Raw genomic sequence first — 18,370 nt, 5'->3', positions numbered from 1 at the left:
CGAAGCGGCAGTCTGCACGACGTCATCGGAGCCGTGTCGTGAGCCGGGGTGGCAGCTTCCGATCGAATCCTCTGGTGCCGATCACTTCCACCGCGGCCGGCAGCAACGCTCCCGCGTCCAAGTCGGTCGTTGTTGGACTGGCTCGATCCCGCGTCCCAGGAACAGCACGATGAAGGCAGTCAGTGACCGGACCCGCGGAGTCACGATGGTGCTGCTCAGTGCCGTCAGCGGTCAGGGAGGATCTGGCATAGGTGCACACGCCTTCCCGGTGCTTGGTCCGGTTGCCACGGTGGGGATACGGCAACTAGTCACCGCGGCGCTCATGCTGCCCCTGGTGCGTCCACCATGGCGGCAGTTCACACGAACCGACTGGGCAATCGTCTCGGTCTTCGCTCTCATTTTCGCGGTCATGAACTCGAGCCTGTACTTTGCCGTCGACCGCATCGGTCTAGGCCTGGCCGTGACACTGGAGTTTCTCGGTCCGCTCGGGGTCGCGCTCGTCGACTCCCGAAGACTCTTGGATCTCCTCTGCGCCGGCCTGGCCGCGGTCGGGGTCTACGTCCTGGTACTTCCGGGTGCGAGCACCGATTGGCTCGGCATTGGTGTCGCCTTGCTCGCCGCATGCTGTTGGGCGGCCTATATTCTGCTCAGCAAGGTCGTGATTCGGCGCTTGCCTGGTCTCCAAGGAACGGCAACGGCTGGAGCGATGTCGGCCTGCCTGCTTCTCCCGTTTACCGTCCACGCTGTCGCAACGCACGTAACGATCTCGGCCTTCGGCAGTGCGGTCGTTGCGGGCGTTCTCAGTTCTGCGATCCCCTACGCGCTGGACGTCGGCGCGCTCCGCCTGCTTCCACGCCAACTGTTCGGCGTCCTGATGAGTGTTCACCCACTTACGGCTGCGCTAGCTGGCAGCTTGATTCTCGGCGAGGCACTGGCCTTGCACGAGCTCTTCGGAATCCTCCTCGTCGTGGCGAGTAACGCCGTAGCCATTAGCGCGGTCGCAGTCGGTGACTCGATGTACCTGGCACGAGTTGATCCCTTGGCTGTGACGATGGACGAACCCCCCTTGGCAGGCGCCGATCAAGCGGCCTCTGGGCGCTCGGATTGGCCGAATGGAGCTGACATTGGCCCGAGTCCGCCCTGCGAGGACCCACCGACGTCACAAATCAATACGCTGGCACCTCCCTAGCGCGGGAGCCCCTGCTTGAGCCACGTCGAGGCGCGTGTGCAGCAATATCTGGGGACCCTTCCCAACTAGTGGAGTCCAGCAGAGTGGTGTACGACGGACCTGAGTGAGCGCGTGCCTGCAACGTAGGCGCGGCCACCGGGTGGATCCTTCGAGTGATCTCTCACAACCGACTCGAAGAAGGACACCACGATGACCGCTACGCCCAGTATCGACCCTGCCCACTTCTTGACCGAGCAGCTGGACCAGGCGAGCCCGGACCTGCTGCGCGAGCTGCTCGCCACGTTCGTCAACACACTGCTGGGCGCGCAGGCTGACGCGGTCTGCGGGGCCGGCTACGGCGAACGCAGCGCCGAGCGCGTCAACTCTCGCAACGGCTACCGCCACCGCGATCTCGACACCCGCATGGGCACCCTCGACGTCGCTGTGCCGAAGCTGCGCACCGGGTCGCTGTACCCCGACTGGCTCCTCGAACGCCGCAAGCGAGCCGAGCGGGCACTGACCAGCGTGGTGGCGACCTGCTACCTACTCGGCGTCTCGACGCGGCGGATGGACAAGCTGGTGCAGACCCTGGGCATCGCCGGACTGTCGAAGTCCCAGGTCTCAGTGATGGCACGCGAGCTCGACGAGCACGTCGAGCAGTTCCGCACCCGCCGGCTGGAGGACGCCGGGCCGTTCACGTTCGTCGCCGCCGACGCACTCGTGCTCAAGGTCCGCGAGGGCGGCCGGGTTGTGCCGGTGCACGTGCTCGTCGCGACCGGTGTCAACGCTGATGGACACAGGGAGATCCTCGGCGTCCAGGTCACCTCCAGCGAGGACGGCGCCGGCTGGCTGGGGTTCTTCCGCGACCTGAGCGCCCGCGGCCTGGCCGGGGTCAAGCTCGTCACCTCCGACGCCCACGCCGGCCTGGTGGCGGCGATCGGTGCGACCCTGCCCGGGGCCTCGTGGCAGCGTTGCCGCACCCACTACGCCGCGAACCTGATGTCCGCGACCCCGAAGAGCTCCTGGGGCTGGGTCAGAGCCCTGCTGCACTCGATCTACGACCAGCCCGACGCCGACGCGGTCCACGCCCAGTTCGACCGCGTCGTCGACGCCCTGGTCGAGAAGCTCCCCAACGTCGCCGAGCACCTCGAGGAGGCCCGCGCCGACATCCTCGCCTTCACCGGCTTCCCGAGGGAGATCTGGCGCCAGATCTGGTCCAACAACCCCCAAGAGCGGCTCAACCGCGAGATCCGCCGACGCACCGACGTCGTCGGGATCTTCCCCGACCGCACCTCGATCATCCGCCTCGTCGGCGCCGTCCTGGCCGAGCAGCACGACGAGTGGGCCGAAGGCCGCCGCTACCTCAGCCTCGAAGTCCTCGCCCGCGCCCAGGCCGTCGACCACACCACCGACGTCGAGGAGGTGACCGAGCCCGAACTTCAGGCCCTCACGGCCTGACCGACACGCCCAACCGAGGGATCAACCTCGTACACCACCCCGGCGGACTTGACCTCCTCGGGTCGAGAAACAACGTCGGCGCACTTCTCACAAACCCCTGGCCGGCTGCAGTCAAAGGTCATATTCCAGAATATCGGCCACCCAACGGTGTACTGGCCGCAGGCAGCCGATGGCCTGTTGACTCTTCTTGCGTGGGCGACCGAATACGGCACCCACTCACGAGTGTGAGCTGTAACCTGCCAAACTCCGTGTGAACTGGTGACCAACCACCGGGATTCGGATCGCTGTGCGATGGCGCGCCAAAAGCTCTTGAGTGTCATCGCATCCCCCAATGCGAAGCCTCGCGGAACCGTGTGGCCGGGGGCGATTGCTCCACCGTCGAGGGCACAACAATCACATTGACCCCCGCGATCTGGCCCCAGGACAGCGGTCGCGACAACGATGGGCGCGACTCTTGGTGGCACACATCTCGAGGCCCGTGACCTCAGCTGACATGTACGTCGGCCTGAGGTCGTGCCATGTCGATTGCCGTTCGGAGTCCAGGTGCGCGCCCCTCATCGGTGTTCAGGATGCGGGCGAGTCGCCGACGTTTCTCCGCATCAGCGGATCGGCGCTCAATGCGTTCTCGAGCCATTGCGGTTTGCCCACCCCGCACCCCCCACGGCGTCCCAATGCTGAGCGCGAGGTCTAGACACTGGGTGACTACCTCGCACACTGCGCACACCGCAAGCGCTTCGTGGACTTGCGCGAGTCCTGACTGACTGTGTTCGCTCATCGGAAAGAACAGGTCTGGGTCCTCGTTCACGCAGGCGGCCCGGGCAGTCCAGTCAGAGCTGTGAGCGATCCAGTCCCGCTCCGTTGGCATCTTGCTTCGTAATCCTTTCGACGGTGCGTGCGCTGTTACCAGCCGCGTTCGGCGAGCCTGTGGGGCGCCGGGAGGTCCTCCACGTTGATCCCGACCATCGCCTCACCGAGGCCGCGGGACACCTTCGCGACCACGTCAGGGTCGTCGAAGAACGTCGTGGCCTTGACGATCGCCTCGGCCCGTTGAGCGGGGTTGCCCGACTTGAAGATGCCCGAGCCGACGAAGACCCCCTCGGCTCCGAGCTGCATCATCATGGCGGCGTCGGCGGGCGTGGCGATGCCACCGGCGGTGAAGAGCACCACGGGCAGCTTGCCGCTCCGGGCGACCTCCGTGACCAGGTCGTACGGCGCCTGCAGCTCCTTCGCCGCGACGTACAGCTCGTCGGGCGACAGCGACCCGAGGCGCCGCAGCTCCGCGCGGATGGTGCGCATGTGCGTGACCGCGTTGGAGACGTCTCCGGTGCCGGCCTCGCCCTTGGAACGGATCATCGCCGCGCCCTCGGTGATCCGGCGCAGCGCCTCGCCGAGGTTGGTGGCCCCGCAGACGAAGGGATCGTGAACGCCCACTTGTCGATGTGGTTGGCATAGTCGGCGGGCGTGAGGACCTCGGACTCGTCGATGTAGTCCACCCCCAGGCTCTGCAGCACCTGCGCCTCGGCGAAGTGGCCGATCCGCGCCTTGGCCATCACCGGGATCGAGACCGCCTCGATGATGCCGTCGATCATGTCCGGGTCGCTCATCCGTGAGACGCCACCCTGGGCCCTGATGTCGGCGGGGACGCGCTCGAGGGCCATCACGGCCACCGCACCGGCGTCCTCGGCGATCTTTGGCCTGGTCTGCGGTGACCACGTCCATGATCACGCCACCCTTGAGCATCTCGGCCATGCCGCGCTTCACGTTGCTCGTTCCCGCGTTCACCATGGACTCCTCAGCATTCGATGATGTTGACTGCCAGGCCGCCACGGGCCGTCTCCTTGTACTTCAGGTGCATGTCGCGCCCGGTGTCGCGCATCGTCTTGATGGCCATGTCGAGGCTCACCTTGTGGCTCCCGGTGCCATTCATCGCCAGGCGCGCGGCGTTGATTGCCTTGACCGATGCGATCGCGTTGCGTTCGATACAGGGGATCTGGACGAGGCCCCCGATCGGATCACAAGTGAGCCCGAGGTTGTGCTCAATGCCGACTTCGGCCGCATTCTCGACCTGCTCGGGCGTGCCACCGAGGAGTTCGCAGAGCGCACCGGCTGCCATGGAGCATGCCGACCCGACCTCGCCCTGGCACCCGACCTCGGCGCCAGAGATCGAGGCGTTCTCCTTGAACAGCATTCCGATGGCCGCGGCCGTGAGAAGGAACCGCACCACCCCGTCGTCATCAGCGCCCGCCACGAACCGTACGTAGTAGTGAAGAACCGCAGGAATGATCCCGGCCGCTCCGTTGGTGGGGGCGGTGACGATCCGGCCACCCGCGGCGTTTTCCTCGTTGACCGCGAGCGCGAACAGGTTGACCCAGTCCATCGCCTCGAGAGGATCGCCGCCGGCTGGGCGGGTGGAAAGATCCCGGAACAGCGGCGCGGCTCTACGGGGGACCCGAAGAGTGCCAGGCAGTACACCGTTTGTGCGGCAGCCCGTGTTCACGCATTCGACCATGACGGCCCACAGGTCGAGTAGGCCCTGGCGAATCTCGCGCTCCGTTCTCCACGTGAGCTCATTTGCAAGTACGACGTCGCTGATCCGCAGGCCCTCATCGGCGCAGATCGCGAGCAACTCCTTGGCCGAGTTGAAGGGGTACCGGACCTTCGCAGAGCGGACTACCACTCGGTCGGCGCCAACAGCGTCCTCGTCCACGACGAAGCCACCACCCACCGAGTAGTACGTGCGTGTACGAACCACTTGATCGAGCTGGTCGTACGCAGTGAAGGTCATTCCGTTCGGGTGGGCGGGCAGTGTCTTGCGGCGATGCATGACGACGTCACCCGCATCGAAGGCGATGACCTGGCGACCAGCGAGGAGGAGCGATCCTCGCTCGCACGCCGAGTTCGCCCGCTCCTCTGCGGTGGTCGTGTCGACAGTGGCTGGTTCCTCCCCCTCCAATCCGAGGATGACTGCCTTCACCGATCCGTGGCCGTGTCCGGTTGCCCCGAGGGATCCAAACAGTTCGGACCTCACGCGTGCCACGGAGCCCAGCAGCTCGTCGACGGTCAGTCCATCCACGAATCGCTTGGCTGCCCTCATGGGCCCCACTGTGTGCGATGAAGAGGGGCCGATGCCGATCGAGTAGAGGTCGAACGCGCTGAGCGTCATGCCGCCTCCCGGGACTTGATGGCCTGCTTGTAGAGCCGACCCGCGCGGTACGACGAGCGGACGAGCGGTCCGCTGAGGACACCGGCGAAGCCGATCTCCTCGGCCTCGTCCGCCATCTCGACGAACTCCTCGGGCTTCACCCACCGCTCGACGGGGTGGTGGCGCGGGGAGGGGCGGAGGTACTGCGTGATGGTGATCAGCTCGCAGCCGGCGTCATGGAGGTCGCGGAGCGCCTGGCTGACCTCCTCGCGGGTCTCGCCCATGCCGAGGATCAGGTTCGACTTGGTCACCAGGCCGAAGTCGCGCGCCTGAGTGATCACGTCGAGCGAGCAGTCGTAGCGGAAGGCCGGGCGGATCCGCTTGAAGATCCGCGGCACGGTCTCGACGTTGTGGGCGAGCACCTCGGGGCGTGACTCGAAGACCTCGGTGAGCAGGTCGGGCTTGCCGTTGAAGTCGGGGATCAGGTTCTCGACGCCGGTGCCGGGATTCATCTCGTGGATCACCCGGACCGTCTCGGCGTAGAGCCAGGCGCCGCCGTCGGGGAGGTCGTCGCGGGCGACGCCGGTGATCGTGGCGTACTTGAGGCCCATCTTCTGCACCGACTCCGCGACCCGGCGCGGCTCGTCGCGGTCCAGCGGCTGCGGCTTGCCGGTGTCGATCTGGCAGAAGTCGCAGCGGCGGGTGCACTGGTCGCCACCGATGAGGAAGGTCGCCTCGCGGTCCTCCCAGCACTCGAAGATGTTGGGGCAGCCGGCCTCCTGGCACACCGTGTGCAGCCCCTCGGACTTCACCAGGCTCTGGAGGTGCTTGTACTCCGGCCCCATCTTCGCCCGCGTCTTGATCCACTCGGGCTTGCGCTCGATCGGGGTCTCGGCGTTGCGAGCCTCGAGACGCAGCAGCCTGCGTCCCTCCGGAACGACGGTGGCCACCTCAGATCTCCGGGTAGAGCGGGAACTTGCGCGCGAGGCTGGCGACGCGGCCCTGGAGTGCGCTCACGTTGTGTTCCCCAGGCTGAGTAACCAGTGCGGTCGCGATGATGTCCGCGACTTCCTCGAACTCACTTGCACCGAAACCACGAGTTGCTAGCGCCGGGGTACCGATGCGCAGGCCGGAGGAGACCATCGGGGGCCGCGGGTCGAACGGGACCGCGTTCCGGTTCACGGTGATACCGATCGTATGAAGACGGTCCTCCGCTTGTTGACCGTCGAGAGCAGAATTGCGGAGGTCGACCAGGACCAGGTGGACGTCGGTGCCGCCAGTGAGAACCGTGATGCCTGCCTCCTGCAAGTCGTCAGCCATCAGGCGAGCCGCGAGGCAGCGAGCTCCCTCGAGAGTGCGGAGTTGGCGATCGTGGAACTCCGCCGAGGCAGCCAGCTTGAATGCCACCGCCTTGGCCGCGATGACGTGCTCGAGAGGACCCCCTTGTTGGCCGGGGAAAACCGCGGAGTTGAGCTTCTTGGCCAGATCGGCACGGTTGGTCATGATCACCCCGCCGCGGGGGCCACCAAGCGTCTTGTGCGTAGTGGTGGTGACCACGTCGGCGTGCACCACCGGGTTGGAATGCAGGCCAGCGGCGACCAGCCCAGCGAAGTGCGCCATGTCGACCATCAACAGGGCGCCGATCTTGTCGGCGATGCGACGGAACTCGGCGAAGTCGAGCTGGCGCGGGTACGCCGACCAACCCGCGATGATCAGCTTCGGCCGGTGCTCCTCGGCCAGTCGTTCGACCTCTGCCATGTCGATCCGGAAGTCAGACTCACGGACATGGTAGGCGACGACGTCGTAGAGCTTGCCGCTGTAGTTGAGCCTCATCCCGTGAGTCAAGTGCCCGCCGTGTGCGAGGTCGAGTCCGAGGATCGTGTCGCCGGGATCGAGCAGGGCGGACATCGTCGCGGCGTTGGCCTGTGCGCCCGAGTGGGGTTGTACGTTCGCAAACGCGGCGTCGAACAGGGACTTCACCCGATCGATGGCGAGTCGCTCGACAACGTCGATGTGTTCGCACCCACCGTAGTAGCGGCGTCCCGGGTATCCCTCGGCGTACTTGTTGGTCAGGACGGAGCCCTGGGCCTCGATGACTGCGATTGGAGCGAAGTTCTCACTCGCGATCATCTCAAGAGTGCTCTGCTGTCGCGTGAGCTCGTTGTCGATAGCGGACTTGATCTCGGGGTCGACCTCTGCGAGCGGTTGGTCCAGGCTCGACATCACTGCGAGTCCGTCAGGCGCTGGTACTCGGCCGCGTCCAGCAGCGCTGCTGAATCGGACATCCTCATGCGGAACAGCCAGCCGTCCTTGAACGGTTCGAGGTTCAGAACGCCGGGTTCCTCGACTACGGCGTCGTTGATCTCGGTGACCTCCCCGTCTGCGGGCGCGTGCAGGTCACTCACGGACTTCGTCGACTCGATCTCGCCGCAGGGTTCGCCACCTTGTAGAACGGTGCCGACCCCCGGTAGGTCGACATAGACGATGTCACCGAGAGCGTCAGCGGCATAGGCCGTGATGCCGACCGTGGCGATGTCGCCTTGGATATCGAGCCACTCGTGTTCGGCGGTGTACTTCAGGTTCGTGGGAACGGACATCGTGTTACTCCTAGGTCGTGAGGGATCGGGTGTTGCGTCGATAGAAAGGCAGCGCGACGACTTCGACGTCCTCATGGACTCCACGGACATCGACCACGAGCTTGGATCCGGTTGCCCCGAAGGCGGTTGAGACATAGGCGATCGCAATCGGGTATCCCAGCGTCGGCGACGGGGCACCGCTGGTGACACGTCCGATCTGCTCGCCCGACGCCGGGTCGAGGACGTGGTACCCGGTCCTGGGTGACCTGCGCCCGAGGGACTTCAAGCCGACCAAGGTCTGCAGCGGACCGTCGTCACGTCGCCTCGCCAGGGCGGCATCGCCGACGAACCCATCGGCTTTGTCGAAGACGACCACGCGTCCGAGTCCCGCCTCGAAAGGCGTGACATCCCGGCTCAGTTCCTGACCGTACAGAGGCATTCCAGCCTCCAAGCGCAGGGTGTCTCGACATGCAAGTCCAGCCGGGACCAGCCCCCGGCTCTTCCCCGATGCGCTGAGAGCCATCCAGATCGCCTCTGAATCCATCGGCGCGCAGTAGACCTCGAATCCGTCCTCGCCGGTATAACCGGTACGCGCGAGAAGGACGTCGATCCCGTCCAGGGTGCCGACGTCGATCGCGTAGTATCCGAGTTTCGCCACGTCCAGGTCCGAAATCTCGTCCACGATCGCCGCTGCGGCCGGGCCCTGGACAGCGATCAGCGACCAGTCCGAGGACGTGTTACGGATCGTTGTGGCGTACCCCGTTGCTCTTTCCTTCAGCAGCGCATGGACAACAGAGGTGTTGCTGGCATTCGCGACGATCAGGTAGTGCTGGTCGGCAAGCCGGTAGACGACGAGATCGTCAAGGATGCCCCCATCGTGATCGCAGATCATGGTGTATCTGGCTCGTCCGATGCCGATCTTCGATGCTCGTCCGACCAGGGCGAAGTCGAGGGCAACCCCAGCCTCCGGGCCAAGGAGCTCAATCTGGCCCATGTGACTCAGGTCAAACAGGCCAGCGGTGGTCCTCACCGCGGAGTGCTCCGCGATCTCGGAGGTGTAGCGGACCGGCATCGACCAACCCGCAAAGTCGGTGAAGGTGGCAGCCAACTGGCGGTGCACCTCATGGAGCGGCGTTCTCTGGGACATCGGTCTCAACTCTCGAAGGCACTAGGAGGTGGGCAAGAGCAGACCAAGTGGCGGTCGCCGTAGGCCTGGTCAACGCGACTAACCGGGGGCCAGTACTTGTCGATGACGATCCCAGCAGGAAAGGCAGCCTGCTCCCGGGCGTAGGGCCGGTTCCACTCACCGACGAGCGATGCGGCCGTGTGGGGCGCCTGGCGCAGTGGACTCTCCGCGACGGACCAAGTGCCCTTCGCCACCTGGTCAATCTCACCGCGGATGGCAGCTAACGCGGAAACGAAGCGGTCAAGCTCGGCCAGATCCTCGGATTCCGTCGGCTCAACCATCAAGGTCCCAGCAACCGGGAAGCTCATGGTCGGAGCATGGAACCCGAAGTCGATCATCCGCTTCGCGACATCGTCCACTGTCACGCCGGTGGCTGCGGTCAGGGGTCGCAGGTCGAGGATGCACTCGTGGGCAACCAACCCGCCTTCACCTGCATAGAGAACCGGGAAATGAGGTGCCAGCCTGGAGGCCAGGTAGTTGGCGCTGAGGACGGCGATCTTGGTGGCCCGCGTGAGTCCGGCGGCACCCATCATCCGAATGTAGGCCCAGGGGATCGGCAGAATTCCGGCGGAGCCAAACGGTGCAGCACTTACCGCACCGGTGCCGAGGCGTCTGGTGGCGTCAGGGTGGAGCGAATGTGAGGGCAGGTACGGCGTGAGGTGAGCCGCAACCGCGACCGGCCCGACGCCTGGACCCCCGCCACCGTGTGGGATGCAGAAGGTCTTGTGAAGATTGAGGTGCGAGACGTCCCCGCCAAACTCGCCGGGCTTCGCAACACCGAGAAGCGCGTTCAGGTTGGCCCCGTCGACGTAGACCTGCCCGCCATAACGATGGATGAGCTCACAGAGGCGTGTGATCCCGGATTCGTAGACCCCATGGGTTGATGGGTAGGTGACCATGATCGCTGCGAGCTCGTTTGCGTGGGCTACGCATTTGGCTTCGAGGTCAGCGAGGTCGATCGTGCCATCCTCCTTTGTCGCGACGACGACGACGCGCATGCCTGCAAGGACTGCTGAAGCTGCGTTAGTGCCGTGGGCGCTGGCGGGAATGAGGCAGACGGTCCGCTGGTCATCGCCGCGGTCTCGGTGGTACGCGCGGATCGCGAGCAGCCCGGCCAGCTCGCCCTGGGAACCTGCGTTCGGCTGGATCGAGACCGCCGCGTACCCGGTCACCTCGGCGAGCCAAGACTCGAGCTGGCTGACCAGCGCGCTGTATCCCGCGGCATCCTTAGCTGGTGCGAACGGATGCAGGTCTGCGAACCCGGGCAGCGAGATCGGTTCCATCTCGGTGGTGGCGTTGAGCTTCATCGTGCAGGAGCCGAGCGGGATCATGCCTCGGTCGAGTGCGAAATCCCGGTCCGAGAGCCTGCGCAAGTAGCGCAGCATCCGAGTCTCCGAATGGTTCTCGTGAAAGACGGGGTGCGTGAGGAAGTCCGAGGTACGGCGCATCGCGGATGGCAGCCCCTCCCGCAGCATCAAGCTCCCCGGGCTGTCACCCTCGACACTCGCTTCGAAGGCATCGAGCACCCGGACCAGATGTTCCCGCGTGGTCAGCTCCGAGCAGCTGACCCCGACACGGTCAGCGTCGACCAGGCGCAGTCGAAGCCCGTCATCATCAGCCCGGGACACGACCCGCTCAGCTCGTCCGGGCACGTGCACCATGAGGGTGTCGAAGAAGTGCCTGTTCACGACAGTAATGCCGGAAGCGTGCAGCGTCGATGCCAGCCACTCTGCGTGACGATGCACCCGCTTTGCGATCTCCGTGAGTCCCTGCGGACCGTGGTAGACGGCATACATCGATGCCGCGACCGCGAGAAGTACCTGCGCGGTACAGATGTTCGAGGTCGCGCGGTCGCGCCGAATGTGCTGTTCACGGGTTTGGAGAGCCAAGCGGTATGCCAGATTCCCCGCCGCATCCACCGAGACTCCCACCAAGCGTCCCGGCAGATGGCGCTCGAGGCCGTCGCGGACGGCGATGAACCCGGCGTGAGGACCGCCATAGAACAGCGGGACACCGAAGCGCTGACTGCTGCCGACAGCGATGTCAGCACCCATCTCGCCTGGTGGAACCACCAGTGCCAGAGCAAGCAGGTCCGCGGCGACTGTCACAAGCGCACCGCGGCGCTTGGCCTCCACCACGACGGCGGACAGGTCGCGGAGCTCCCCGCTGCTCCCGGGACAGGACGCCACGAGACCGAAGTGATCGCCCGAGGGGAGCCCGCTCTCGAGGTCGACTTCTATGACCTCGATCCCGACCGCAGCGGCCCGGGTCCGCACGACGTCGATCGTCTGCGGGTGCGTGTCAGAATCGACCAGAACCCGATCTGAGGTTGAGGCCGACGCTCGGCGCATGACCATGACTGCTTCGGCGACAGCTGTCGCCTCATCGAGGAGCGATGCGTTTGCGGTCGGCAGACCGGTCAGGTCTGCGACCATAGTCTGGTAGTTGAGCAAAGCTTCCAGACGACCCTGACTGATCTCCGGCTGGTACGGCGTGTACGCGGTGTACCAGGCAGGGTTCTCAAGGACATTGCGCCGGATCACCGCCGGAGTGATCGTCGCGTGGTACCCAAGCCCGATCATCGGGACGGCGATTGTGTTCCGTGCAGCGATCGCAGCAAGCTCCGCGCTCGCCTCCGCCTCGCTAGCGGGCGGTGGGAGTTGCAGTGCGGATGCGCTGCGGATGCCGACGGGTACAGCCGCATCCACGAGCTCATCGAGGCTTGCATAGCCGAGCTCAGCCAGCATCTTGGCTTCATCGGTGGACCGAACACCGATATGCCGATCAACGAACTCATCAGACGACGCGTTCGACCAATTGAAGGTAGTCATGCAGGAGGCTCCCTAACTAGGGCACCGCAGCAGCGCGGCACCGTATGGGTGACCTCCCCCTCTGTCATCGTTACCTGAGAGCTTCACCGCGAGAAGCGGTTTGCACCGTGGGCGCAGGACACACGGGTCCTGACTTTCCAGAGTTGCCTCACCGGGGCGGTAACGGGGCCTGAGAGATTCTGGGGAGAATTGCTCCTTCGGCGCCCGGCCATGGCTTTCGGTCGGGACTCTCCCGCCTCGGTTCATACGGCCGATCTGAAGTTGTAGCGGTGACCGTACTGGTGGAGCGGCGGTTGGTCAACCATCATGAGGCATTCGTACACGGGAGCCATGATCGAGTAACACAGGTTGGGCTGAATGTGATGTGCGGAAGGATCTCTTGGGATCCACGGAGCGCAGTACTGGGGTCGAGCCGGCTCTCTCCGGCTTGGTTTTCAGCGAGTCAGTCTTGGTTGTGTCGTCAGCACTGCGTGTTCATCACCCATCAAGCGCGGTCGTGGACTTTGAAGCCCGCGATGTCGAGGCAGTAGCGGTACTAGCCTCGACCTTTCACGCGGCCGCCGGTGAAGCTCTGTTCTGCGGTCATGGCGCCGGGTGAGGGGCTCGGAGAGGTCGGGCGGTCGCTGAGGGCCCGACCGTCGCGTCGGGTGGCGGTTCTCCGAAGTCCTTGGTCGATCGGGCGGTGGCCCTGGTGGTCAGGTGAACGCGGCGCGTAGTCGGTGGAAGCCCTCGGCGATGTGGGCCGCCCAGCGCCAGGTCTTGTCGATGCGCAGGTGGACGCGTCGGGCGGCGTGGGTGAGCCGGGCGGCGACATGCAGGACCCGGTAGCGGAACGCGGCGATCTCGCAGCGGGCGAGCTCGGGGACGTCGGCGAAGCAGATCTGTTTGGTCCAGCAGACCAGGTCGACCGCGGTCAGGACGACCTCGAGCCAGGCCCGGTTCTCGTTGAAGGCCCGGCAGGGGAAGTTGCGCAGCCCGGTGGCCTTGGCCTCCCGGCTCCGGTCCTCGACCCGGGCGTGCTGACGGTGCCGCAGTTCCAGCCCGGCGGCCTGACCGGGCACGATCCCGGGGCCGGTGTTGGTCAGGATCGCGGTGATCCGATGTCCGTCGACGTCGGTGAAGGTCAGCTGTGCGCCGGGGTGGGGGCGTTCCCTGCGCAGGATCAACCGGGACCCTTCGGGCCAGCCGGTCAGGTCGATCATCCCGGTGGCCTCGGCCACCCAGGCGCCCTCGCGCAGGTCGTTGCCGTCGCCGTGGTCGGTCTGCAGCGCCGGGTGCCAACACTCCTCGGGGATGGCGTCGACGACGCGCTGGATCCTCATGTCCACGGGGAATCCGAAGGAGAACCCGACCCCACGCTCGACACAGGCCTCGGCGAAGGCGTGGGTGGCGCCGGCCGAGTCCGACCGGGCCAGCAGCCGCGGCCCTTCCCACCCTCCGGGCTCCTCGCCTGGCCGGGGGCGGGCGTGTTCGGGCAGCGCCGCCAACGCCATGTCCAGCACCCTGATGTGGTCCGCGGCGGTGTTCGAGCTGGCGTTGCCCTTCCGGAGCAGACCGGCCAGCGCCTCCCCGCCCGCCACGTCGGGACGGTCCAGGAAACACAGCAACGGGTGGAACCCGAAGGTCTTCTTCCACGTGGCCGCGGCGTTCTCCTTCTCGCTGTGCGCGATGGTGATGGTGGCATCGAAGTCCAGCCGCAGCTCACCGGCCAGGTCCGGGCCGGCGCCCGCGGCCCACGCCGCCTCCCGAGCCTTCGACCGCGCGTCGCGGACCGCGTCCAGGTGAGCGTCGTCGACTCGGTCCAGCACCCGCCACGTGGTCGGCATCGACGCGACCGGCCCGAACAGGTCCTGCCGATCGGCCAGCACCGCGATACCACTGATCGCGTCCGCACCGTCGGCGACCGCGACCGCCAGATCGGTGAACACCCGCCCCGGCGCATGCACCGGCAGCCCCTTGTAGGTGTCGATCAACGCGCTCGTGACCTCGCCCACCAGGCCGGAGTACTCGACCATCTCCCGGAGCAGACCGACCCCGGCATGCGACAGCACACCCTGCCCGTCCGCGCTGACCACGACCCGACGTATCCGCTTGTTACGCTGCACTCGCAAAGTGCCTCTCCTCTTGGTGAACTCCAGACTTCGCAATCCAGAGTTTCCCAAGCAGGGCAGGCACTTTCGCGTTCCTGGGCTACGTGTCACCCGGATCCGTGTGAAAGACCCGGGCTAGAGGTCGCTGCGCCAGCCGAAGATCCCACGACTGGATGGAGGAACGGTTCAAGCAGTGCGCGAGAGCGATACGGGTAGTCCGGATTGATGCGAGGGTCAACGACGTGCCGGTCGACGATTGCGTGGGCGCAAAGCGTCACGGCACGGGGGTCGCCAGGCTAGTCGGCATAGCTCGGCGGGTAGTCCGCGATGCATGGCTCTTCAGCGCACTCGTGGTCAAGCACCATGACGCCGTGATCAGAGTGGTAGGGGTGAGATGTCCCCTGCAGTCCTCAGTCCGGATCACGTCCTCGCGGAACTCCATGGGGAGCAATTCGGCAGGGTGCACATCTTTCCAGCGCCGACACACATGTCGACGCAGATCAGATGTCACCTATTCCTGAAGCAAACTCGACCGCCGGGTCGCGACGTAGGCGAGCGCACTTCGGTGCGTCAGCGTGGCGCAGGCCAGATTGAGGTCAGTCGAGTACGCGGTTCAGTCGAAGACGGACTCGGGCGTCACCGACTCCTGGCCGTGCGCCTCGCCGACGGGTGCGTTGGTCAGGTTGCCCTGGTGGGTGTTCAGCCCGAGCGCCAGCGAGTGGTCCTCGCGACAGGCCTGCGCCCAGCCCTTGTTGGCCAGCGCGACCGTGTAGGGCAGGGTCGCGTTGGTGAGGGCGTACGTCGAGGTGTTCGGCACCGCGCCCGGCATGTTGGCCACGCAGTAGAAGACCGAGTTGTGCACCGTGTACGTCGGGTCGGCGTGCGTGGTCGCGTGGGTGTCCTCGAAGCAGCCGCCCTGGTCGACGGCGATGTCGACGAGCACCGAGCCCGGCTTCATCTGCGAGACCAGCTCGTTGCTGACCAGCTTGGGGGCCTTCGCGCCGGGGATCAGCACCGCTCCGATCACCAGATCGGCCTCCATGACCTGCTGCTCGATGGCGAGCTTCGACGAGGCCAGGCCGTGGACCCGGTTGTTGTAGCGCCAGAACGACATCCGCAGCTTGTCGAGGTCGGTGTCCAGCAGCGTCACGTCGGCACCCATGCCGAGGGCGATGTTGGCGGCGTTCTGCCCGGAGACCCCGGCGCCGATCACGACGACCTTCGCGTTGGCCACGCCACCCACGCCACCGAGCAGGACCCCGCGACCACCCTCGGCCTTCATCAGCGAGTGCGCGCCCACCTGCGGCGCCAGACAGCCCGCGACCTCGGACATCGGGTAGAGCAGCGGCAGCGAGCCCGACGGGAGCTGCACCGTCTCGTAGGCGATTCCGGTGACCTGACGCTTCATCAGCTCCTCGGTCAGCGGGCGGTCGGCGGCGAGGTGCAGGTAGGTGAACAGCACCTGGCCCTCGGCCATCCGGTGGTACTCCTCGGCGACGGGCTCCTTGACCTTGAGCACCATCTCTGACTGGCCCCATACGTCGTCGGCGGAGTCGATGATCGTGGCACCAGCGGCGACGTACTGCGCGTCGTCGATCTGCGAGCCGACACCCGCGTCCTTCTGGATGCTCACCTCGTGGCCGTTGGCCACCAGCTCGTGCACCCCGATGGGCGTGATCGCCACCCGGTACTCGTGGTTCTTGACTTCCTTCGGTACGCCGATGCGCATGTCTGCTCCTTGTTCGGTCCGGAGCAGGAACGCTGGCAGGAAAGGCGTGTTTCGGCCACTCATTCCGAAGAATAGAGCGGGAACTCGTCTTCCGTCGCCTATCCTTCACGGGTGACCACTTCTCCCCGCCATGAGTTGAAGAGTGCACGATCCCTCCGCACCGGCGCGAAGCTGGACGAGATCGATCAAGCACTCATGCGCGAGCTGGTCGCTGATGCGCGAATTCCAAACAACAAGCTTGCCGACCGGGTGGGGGTGGCGCCTTCCACGTGTTCGATGAGGTTGGCGAGACTGCATGAACTTGGGGCTATCCGAGGGTTCCACGCGGACCTGTCACCAGAGGCACTCGGATTAACCCTCGAGGCGCTGGTCGCCGTGCGTCTTCAAGCCACGGCCAGGGCACGGATTGGCGAGTTCTCAGAGAAGCTCGCCATGCTGCCGGGCGTACTGAACGTGTACTTCCTGGCAGGTTCTGTCGACTTCCTGATCCACGTCGCCGCTGCCACCACCGACGAGCTCCGGGACTTTGTCGCGACGCATCTAAGCGCGTCCAAGGAATTCGCCTCAACGGAGACCAGCCTGATCTTCGAGCACCTGCGTGGCGGCCATCCCGTGTAGCCGCGGGTTCGTCTGCTCCCTCAGCTTGTCGCATGATCATGATCGCCGCCGCGACGCTGCTTCGATCTCACGTGACGAGGCGCACGCCACCGCCAGCGCGCGAGTCTGCTGCGCGTCTCGAAGTTGGGAGGTCAAGTCCCGGGTAGTGGTGTAGCGCTGCGTTCTCCTTCGTGATGGTTCAGGCGGTCAAGGCGGGCAGGTCGTCGGCCCCGATCTCGGGTTCGGTGGTGGGGACGATGGTGACTCGGCTGCGGGCGAGGACTTCGAGTCCGAGGTAGCGGCGACCTTCGGCCCATTCGTCGGTCTGCTCGGCGAGCACAGCGCCGACGAGGCGGACGATGGCTTGGCGGGTGGGGAAGATGCCGACGGAGTCGGTGCGGCGGCGGATCTCGCGGTTGAGGCGTTCGGCGGGGTTGTTGGACCAGATCTGGGTCCACACGTCCTTGGGGAATGCGGTGAAGGCGAGGATGTCGGCGCGGGCGGCGTCGAGGTGGTCGTGGACCTCGGGCAGCAAGGCGTCGACGTAGTCGAGCAGCCGGTCGAACTGGGCGTGGACCGCGGGACGGTCGGGCTGGTCGTAGACCGAGTGCAGCATCGCCTTGACCGCGGGCCACATGCTCTTGGGTGTCACGGACATGAGGTTCGCGGCGTAGTGGGTGCGGCAGCGCTGCCAGGAGGCTCCGGGCAGGTTCGCTGCTATCGCCTGGACCAGGCCGGCGTGGGCATCTGAGGTGACGAGCCGGACCCCGGTCAGGCCGCGGGCGACGAGGTCGGCGAAGAACTCGTTCCAGACCGGACCGGTCTCGGCGGTGGCCACGCGCATGCCGAGGACCTCGCGGTGCCCGTCGCCGTTGACGCCTGTGGCGATGAGCACGACGGCGTTGATCACCCGGCCGCCCTCGCGCAGCTTCATCGTCAACGCATCCGCGGCGACGAAGGTGAACGGGCCGGCGGAATCCAGCGGCCGGTGGCGGAACTGCTCGACGTGTTCGTCGAGCTCGGCGGCCATCCGAGAGACCTGGGACTTGCTCAGCGAGTCGATCCCGAGGGTCTTGACCAGCTTGTCCATCCGCCGGGTGCTGACCCCGGCGAGGTAGCAGTCCGCGACGACGGTGATCAATGCGGCCTCGGCGCGCTTGCGGCGCTCGAGAAGCCACTCGGGGAAGTAGGTGCCCTTGCGGAGCTTGGGTATCGCGACGTCAATGGTGCCGACCCGGGTGTCGAGGTCGCGGTGGCGGTAGCCGTTGCGCTGGGTGACCCGGCCTGGGGTGGGGCGGCCGTACTCGGCGCCGACCACCGCATCGGCATCAGCGCAGAGCAGGGCGTTGATCATCGTCTGCAGCAGATCGCGCATCAGATCGGGCGAGGCTTCGGCGAGTGCTTCGCCAAGCAGGCGTGCAGGGTCGACAATGTGGGGAGCGGTCATCGTGATGGTCCTCGAGGATTCGGTAGAAGGTTGACTCGAAGGATCGCGCGGTGGCCGCGTCCACTTCCATCACCACACGGTGACGATCTCGGCGACCGCGCTACACCACTATCGGGGACTCAACTCGGCCGGCCGAGCCCTTCGCG

Annotated in this window: 13 protein-coding genes, 1 pseudogene and 1 riboswitch; of the genes and pseudogenes, 3 read left to right on the top strand and 11 right to left on the bottom strand. The window is 65.9% G+C overall.

What is annotated here, in order from left to right; all coding sequences use genetic code 11:
* Window positions 1-169: 169 nt before the first annotated feature.
* Together PD653B2_RS09385 and PD653B2_RS09380 are read left to right on the top strand one after the other, a co-directional pair.
* Entirely contained in the window at window positions 170-1,189 is a 1,020-nt protein-coding gene (locus PD653B2_RS09385) for an EamA family transporter (protein WP_207559531.1), read from the top strand.
* A gap of 189 nt (window positions 1,190-1,378) precedes the next feature.
* Entirely contained in the window at window positions 1,379-2,626 is a 1,248-nt protein-coding gene (locus PD653B2_RS09380; RefSeq protein WP_085872119.1) for an IS256 family transposase, read from the top strand.
* A gap of 484 nt (window positions 2,627-3,110) precedes the next feature.
* Here the strand turns inward: PD653B2_RS09380 and PD653B2_RS26020 are convergent, their stop codons facing one another.
* From PD653B2_RS26020 to ald, 10 genes and pseudogenes are all read right to left on the bottom strand, one after another.
* Complete coding sequence (locus PD653B2_RS26020) at window positions 3,111-3,491, bottom strand: WhiB family transcriptional regulator (protein WP_085872118.1); 381 nt, start codon at window positions 3,489-3,491, stop codon at window positions 3,111-3,113.
* A 35-nt stretch (window positions 3,492-3,526) separates the two neighbouring features.
* Window positions 3,527-4,411: pseudogene (gene pdxS / locus PD653B2_RS09370) on the bottom strand (pyridoxal 5'-phosphate synthase lyase subunit PdxS).
* Window positions 4,412-4,418: 7 nt separating this feature from the next.
* Complete coding sequence (locus PD653B2_RS09365) at window positions 4,419-5,789, bottom strand: L-serine ammonia-lyase (RefSeq protein ID WP_085872117.1); 1,371 nt, start codon at window positions 5,787-5,789, stop codon at window positions 4,419-4,421.
* Entirely contained in the window at window positions 5,786-6,718 is a 933-nt protein-coding gene (lipA, locus tag PD653B2_RS09360) for a lipoyl synthase (protein ID WP_085872116.1), read from the bottom strand. Before lipA ends, PD653B2_RS09365 begins: the two co-directional genes overlap by 4 nt.
* Before the next feature lies 1 nt (window position 6,719).
* Window positions 6,720-7,991, bottom strand: a complete 1,272-nt coding sequence (gene glyA, locus PD653B2_RS09355) for a serine hydroxymethyltransferase (protein WP_085872130.1) — start codon at window positions 7,989-7,991, stop codon at window positions 6,720-6,722.
* A complete protein-coding gene (gene gcvH, locus PD653B2_RS09350; protein WP_085872115.1) occupies window positions 7,991-8,365 on the bottom strand; it encodes a glycine cleavage system protein GcvH in 375 nt (124 codons plus the stop codon). Before gcvH ends, glyA begins: the two co-directional genes overlap by 1 nt.
* 10 nt (window positions 8,366-8,375) lie before the next feature.
* Complete coding sequence (gcvT, locus tag PD653B2_RS09345) at window positions 8,376-9,491, bottom strand: glycine cleavage system aminomethyltransferase GcvT (RefSeq protein WP_085872114.1); 1,116 nt, start codon at window positions 9,489-9,491, stop codon at window positions 8,376-8,378.
* 5 nt (window positions 9,492-9,496) lie between these two features.
* A complete protein-coding gene (gene gcvP, locus PD653B2_RS09340; RefSeq protein WP_085872113.1) occupies window positions 9,497-12,361 on the bottom strand; it encodes an aminomethyl-transferring glycine dehydrogenase in 2,865 nt (954 codons plus the stop codon).
* 147 nt (window positions 12,362-12,508) lie between these two features.
* Window positions 12,509-12,606, bottom strand: a riboswitch (glycine riboswitch).
* A 450-nt stretch (window positions 12,607-13,056) separates the two neighbouring features.
* Window positions 13,057-14,466, bottom strand: coding sequence for an IS1380 family transposase (locus PD653B2_RS09335; RefSeq protein ID WP_085872112.1), 1,410 nt, complete (start codon window positions 14,464-14,466; stop codon window positions 13,057-13,059).
* Between the two features lie 598 nt (window positions 14,467-15,064).
* Window positions 15,065-16,180 carry an alanine dehydrogenase gene (gene ald, locus PD653B2_RS09330; protein WP_085872111.1) on the bottom strand — a complete coding sequence of 372 codons (1,116 nt, stop codon included), beginning with the start codon at window positions 16,178-16,180 and terminating at the stop codon, window positions 15,065-15,067.
* Window positions 16,181-16,291: 111 nt separating this feature from the next.
* On the opposite strand from ald, the gene PD653B2_RS09325 reads away from it, so the two are divergent.
* Window positions 16,292-16,798, top strand: a complete 507-nt coding sequence (locus PD653B2_RS09325; protein ID WP_085872110.1) for an Lrp/AsnC family transcriptional regulator — start codon at window positions 16,292-16,294, stop codon at window positions 16,796-16,798.
* Window positions 16,799-16,976: 178 nt separating this feature from the next.
* Here PD653B2_RS09325 and PD653B2_RS09320 read toward each other — a convergent pair whose 3' ends face one another.
* Complete coding sequence (locus tag PD653B2_RS09320; RefSeq protein WP_085872109.1) at window positions 16,977-18,224, bottom strand: IS256 family transposase; 1,248 nt, start codon at window positions 18,222-18,224, stop codon at window positions 16,977-16,979.
* Window positions 18,225-18,370: the final 146 nt, after the last annotated feature.

The sequence above is a fragment of the Nocardioides sp. PD653-B2 genome, assembly GCF_002117935.1.
Classification (GTDB): domain Bacteria; phylum Actinomycetota; class Actinomycetes; order Propionibacteriales; family Nocardioidaceae; genus Nocardioides.
This window is presented reverse-complemented; position numbering and strand designations above follow the sequence as displayed.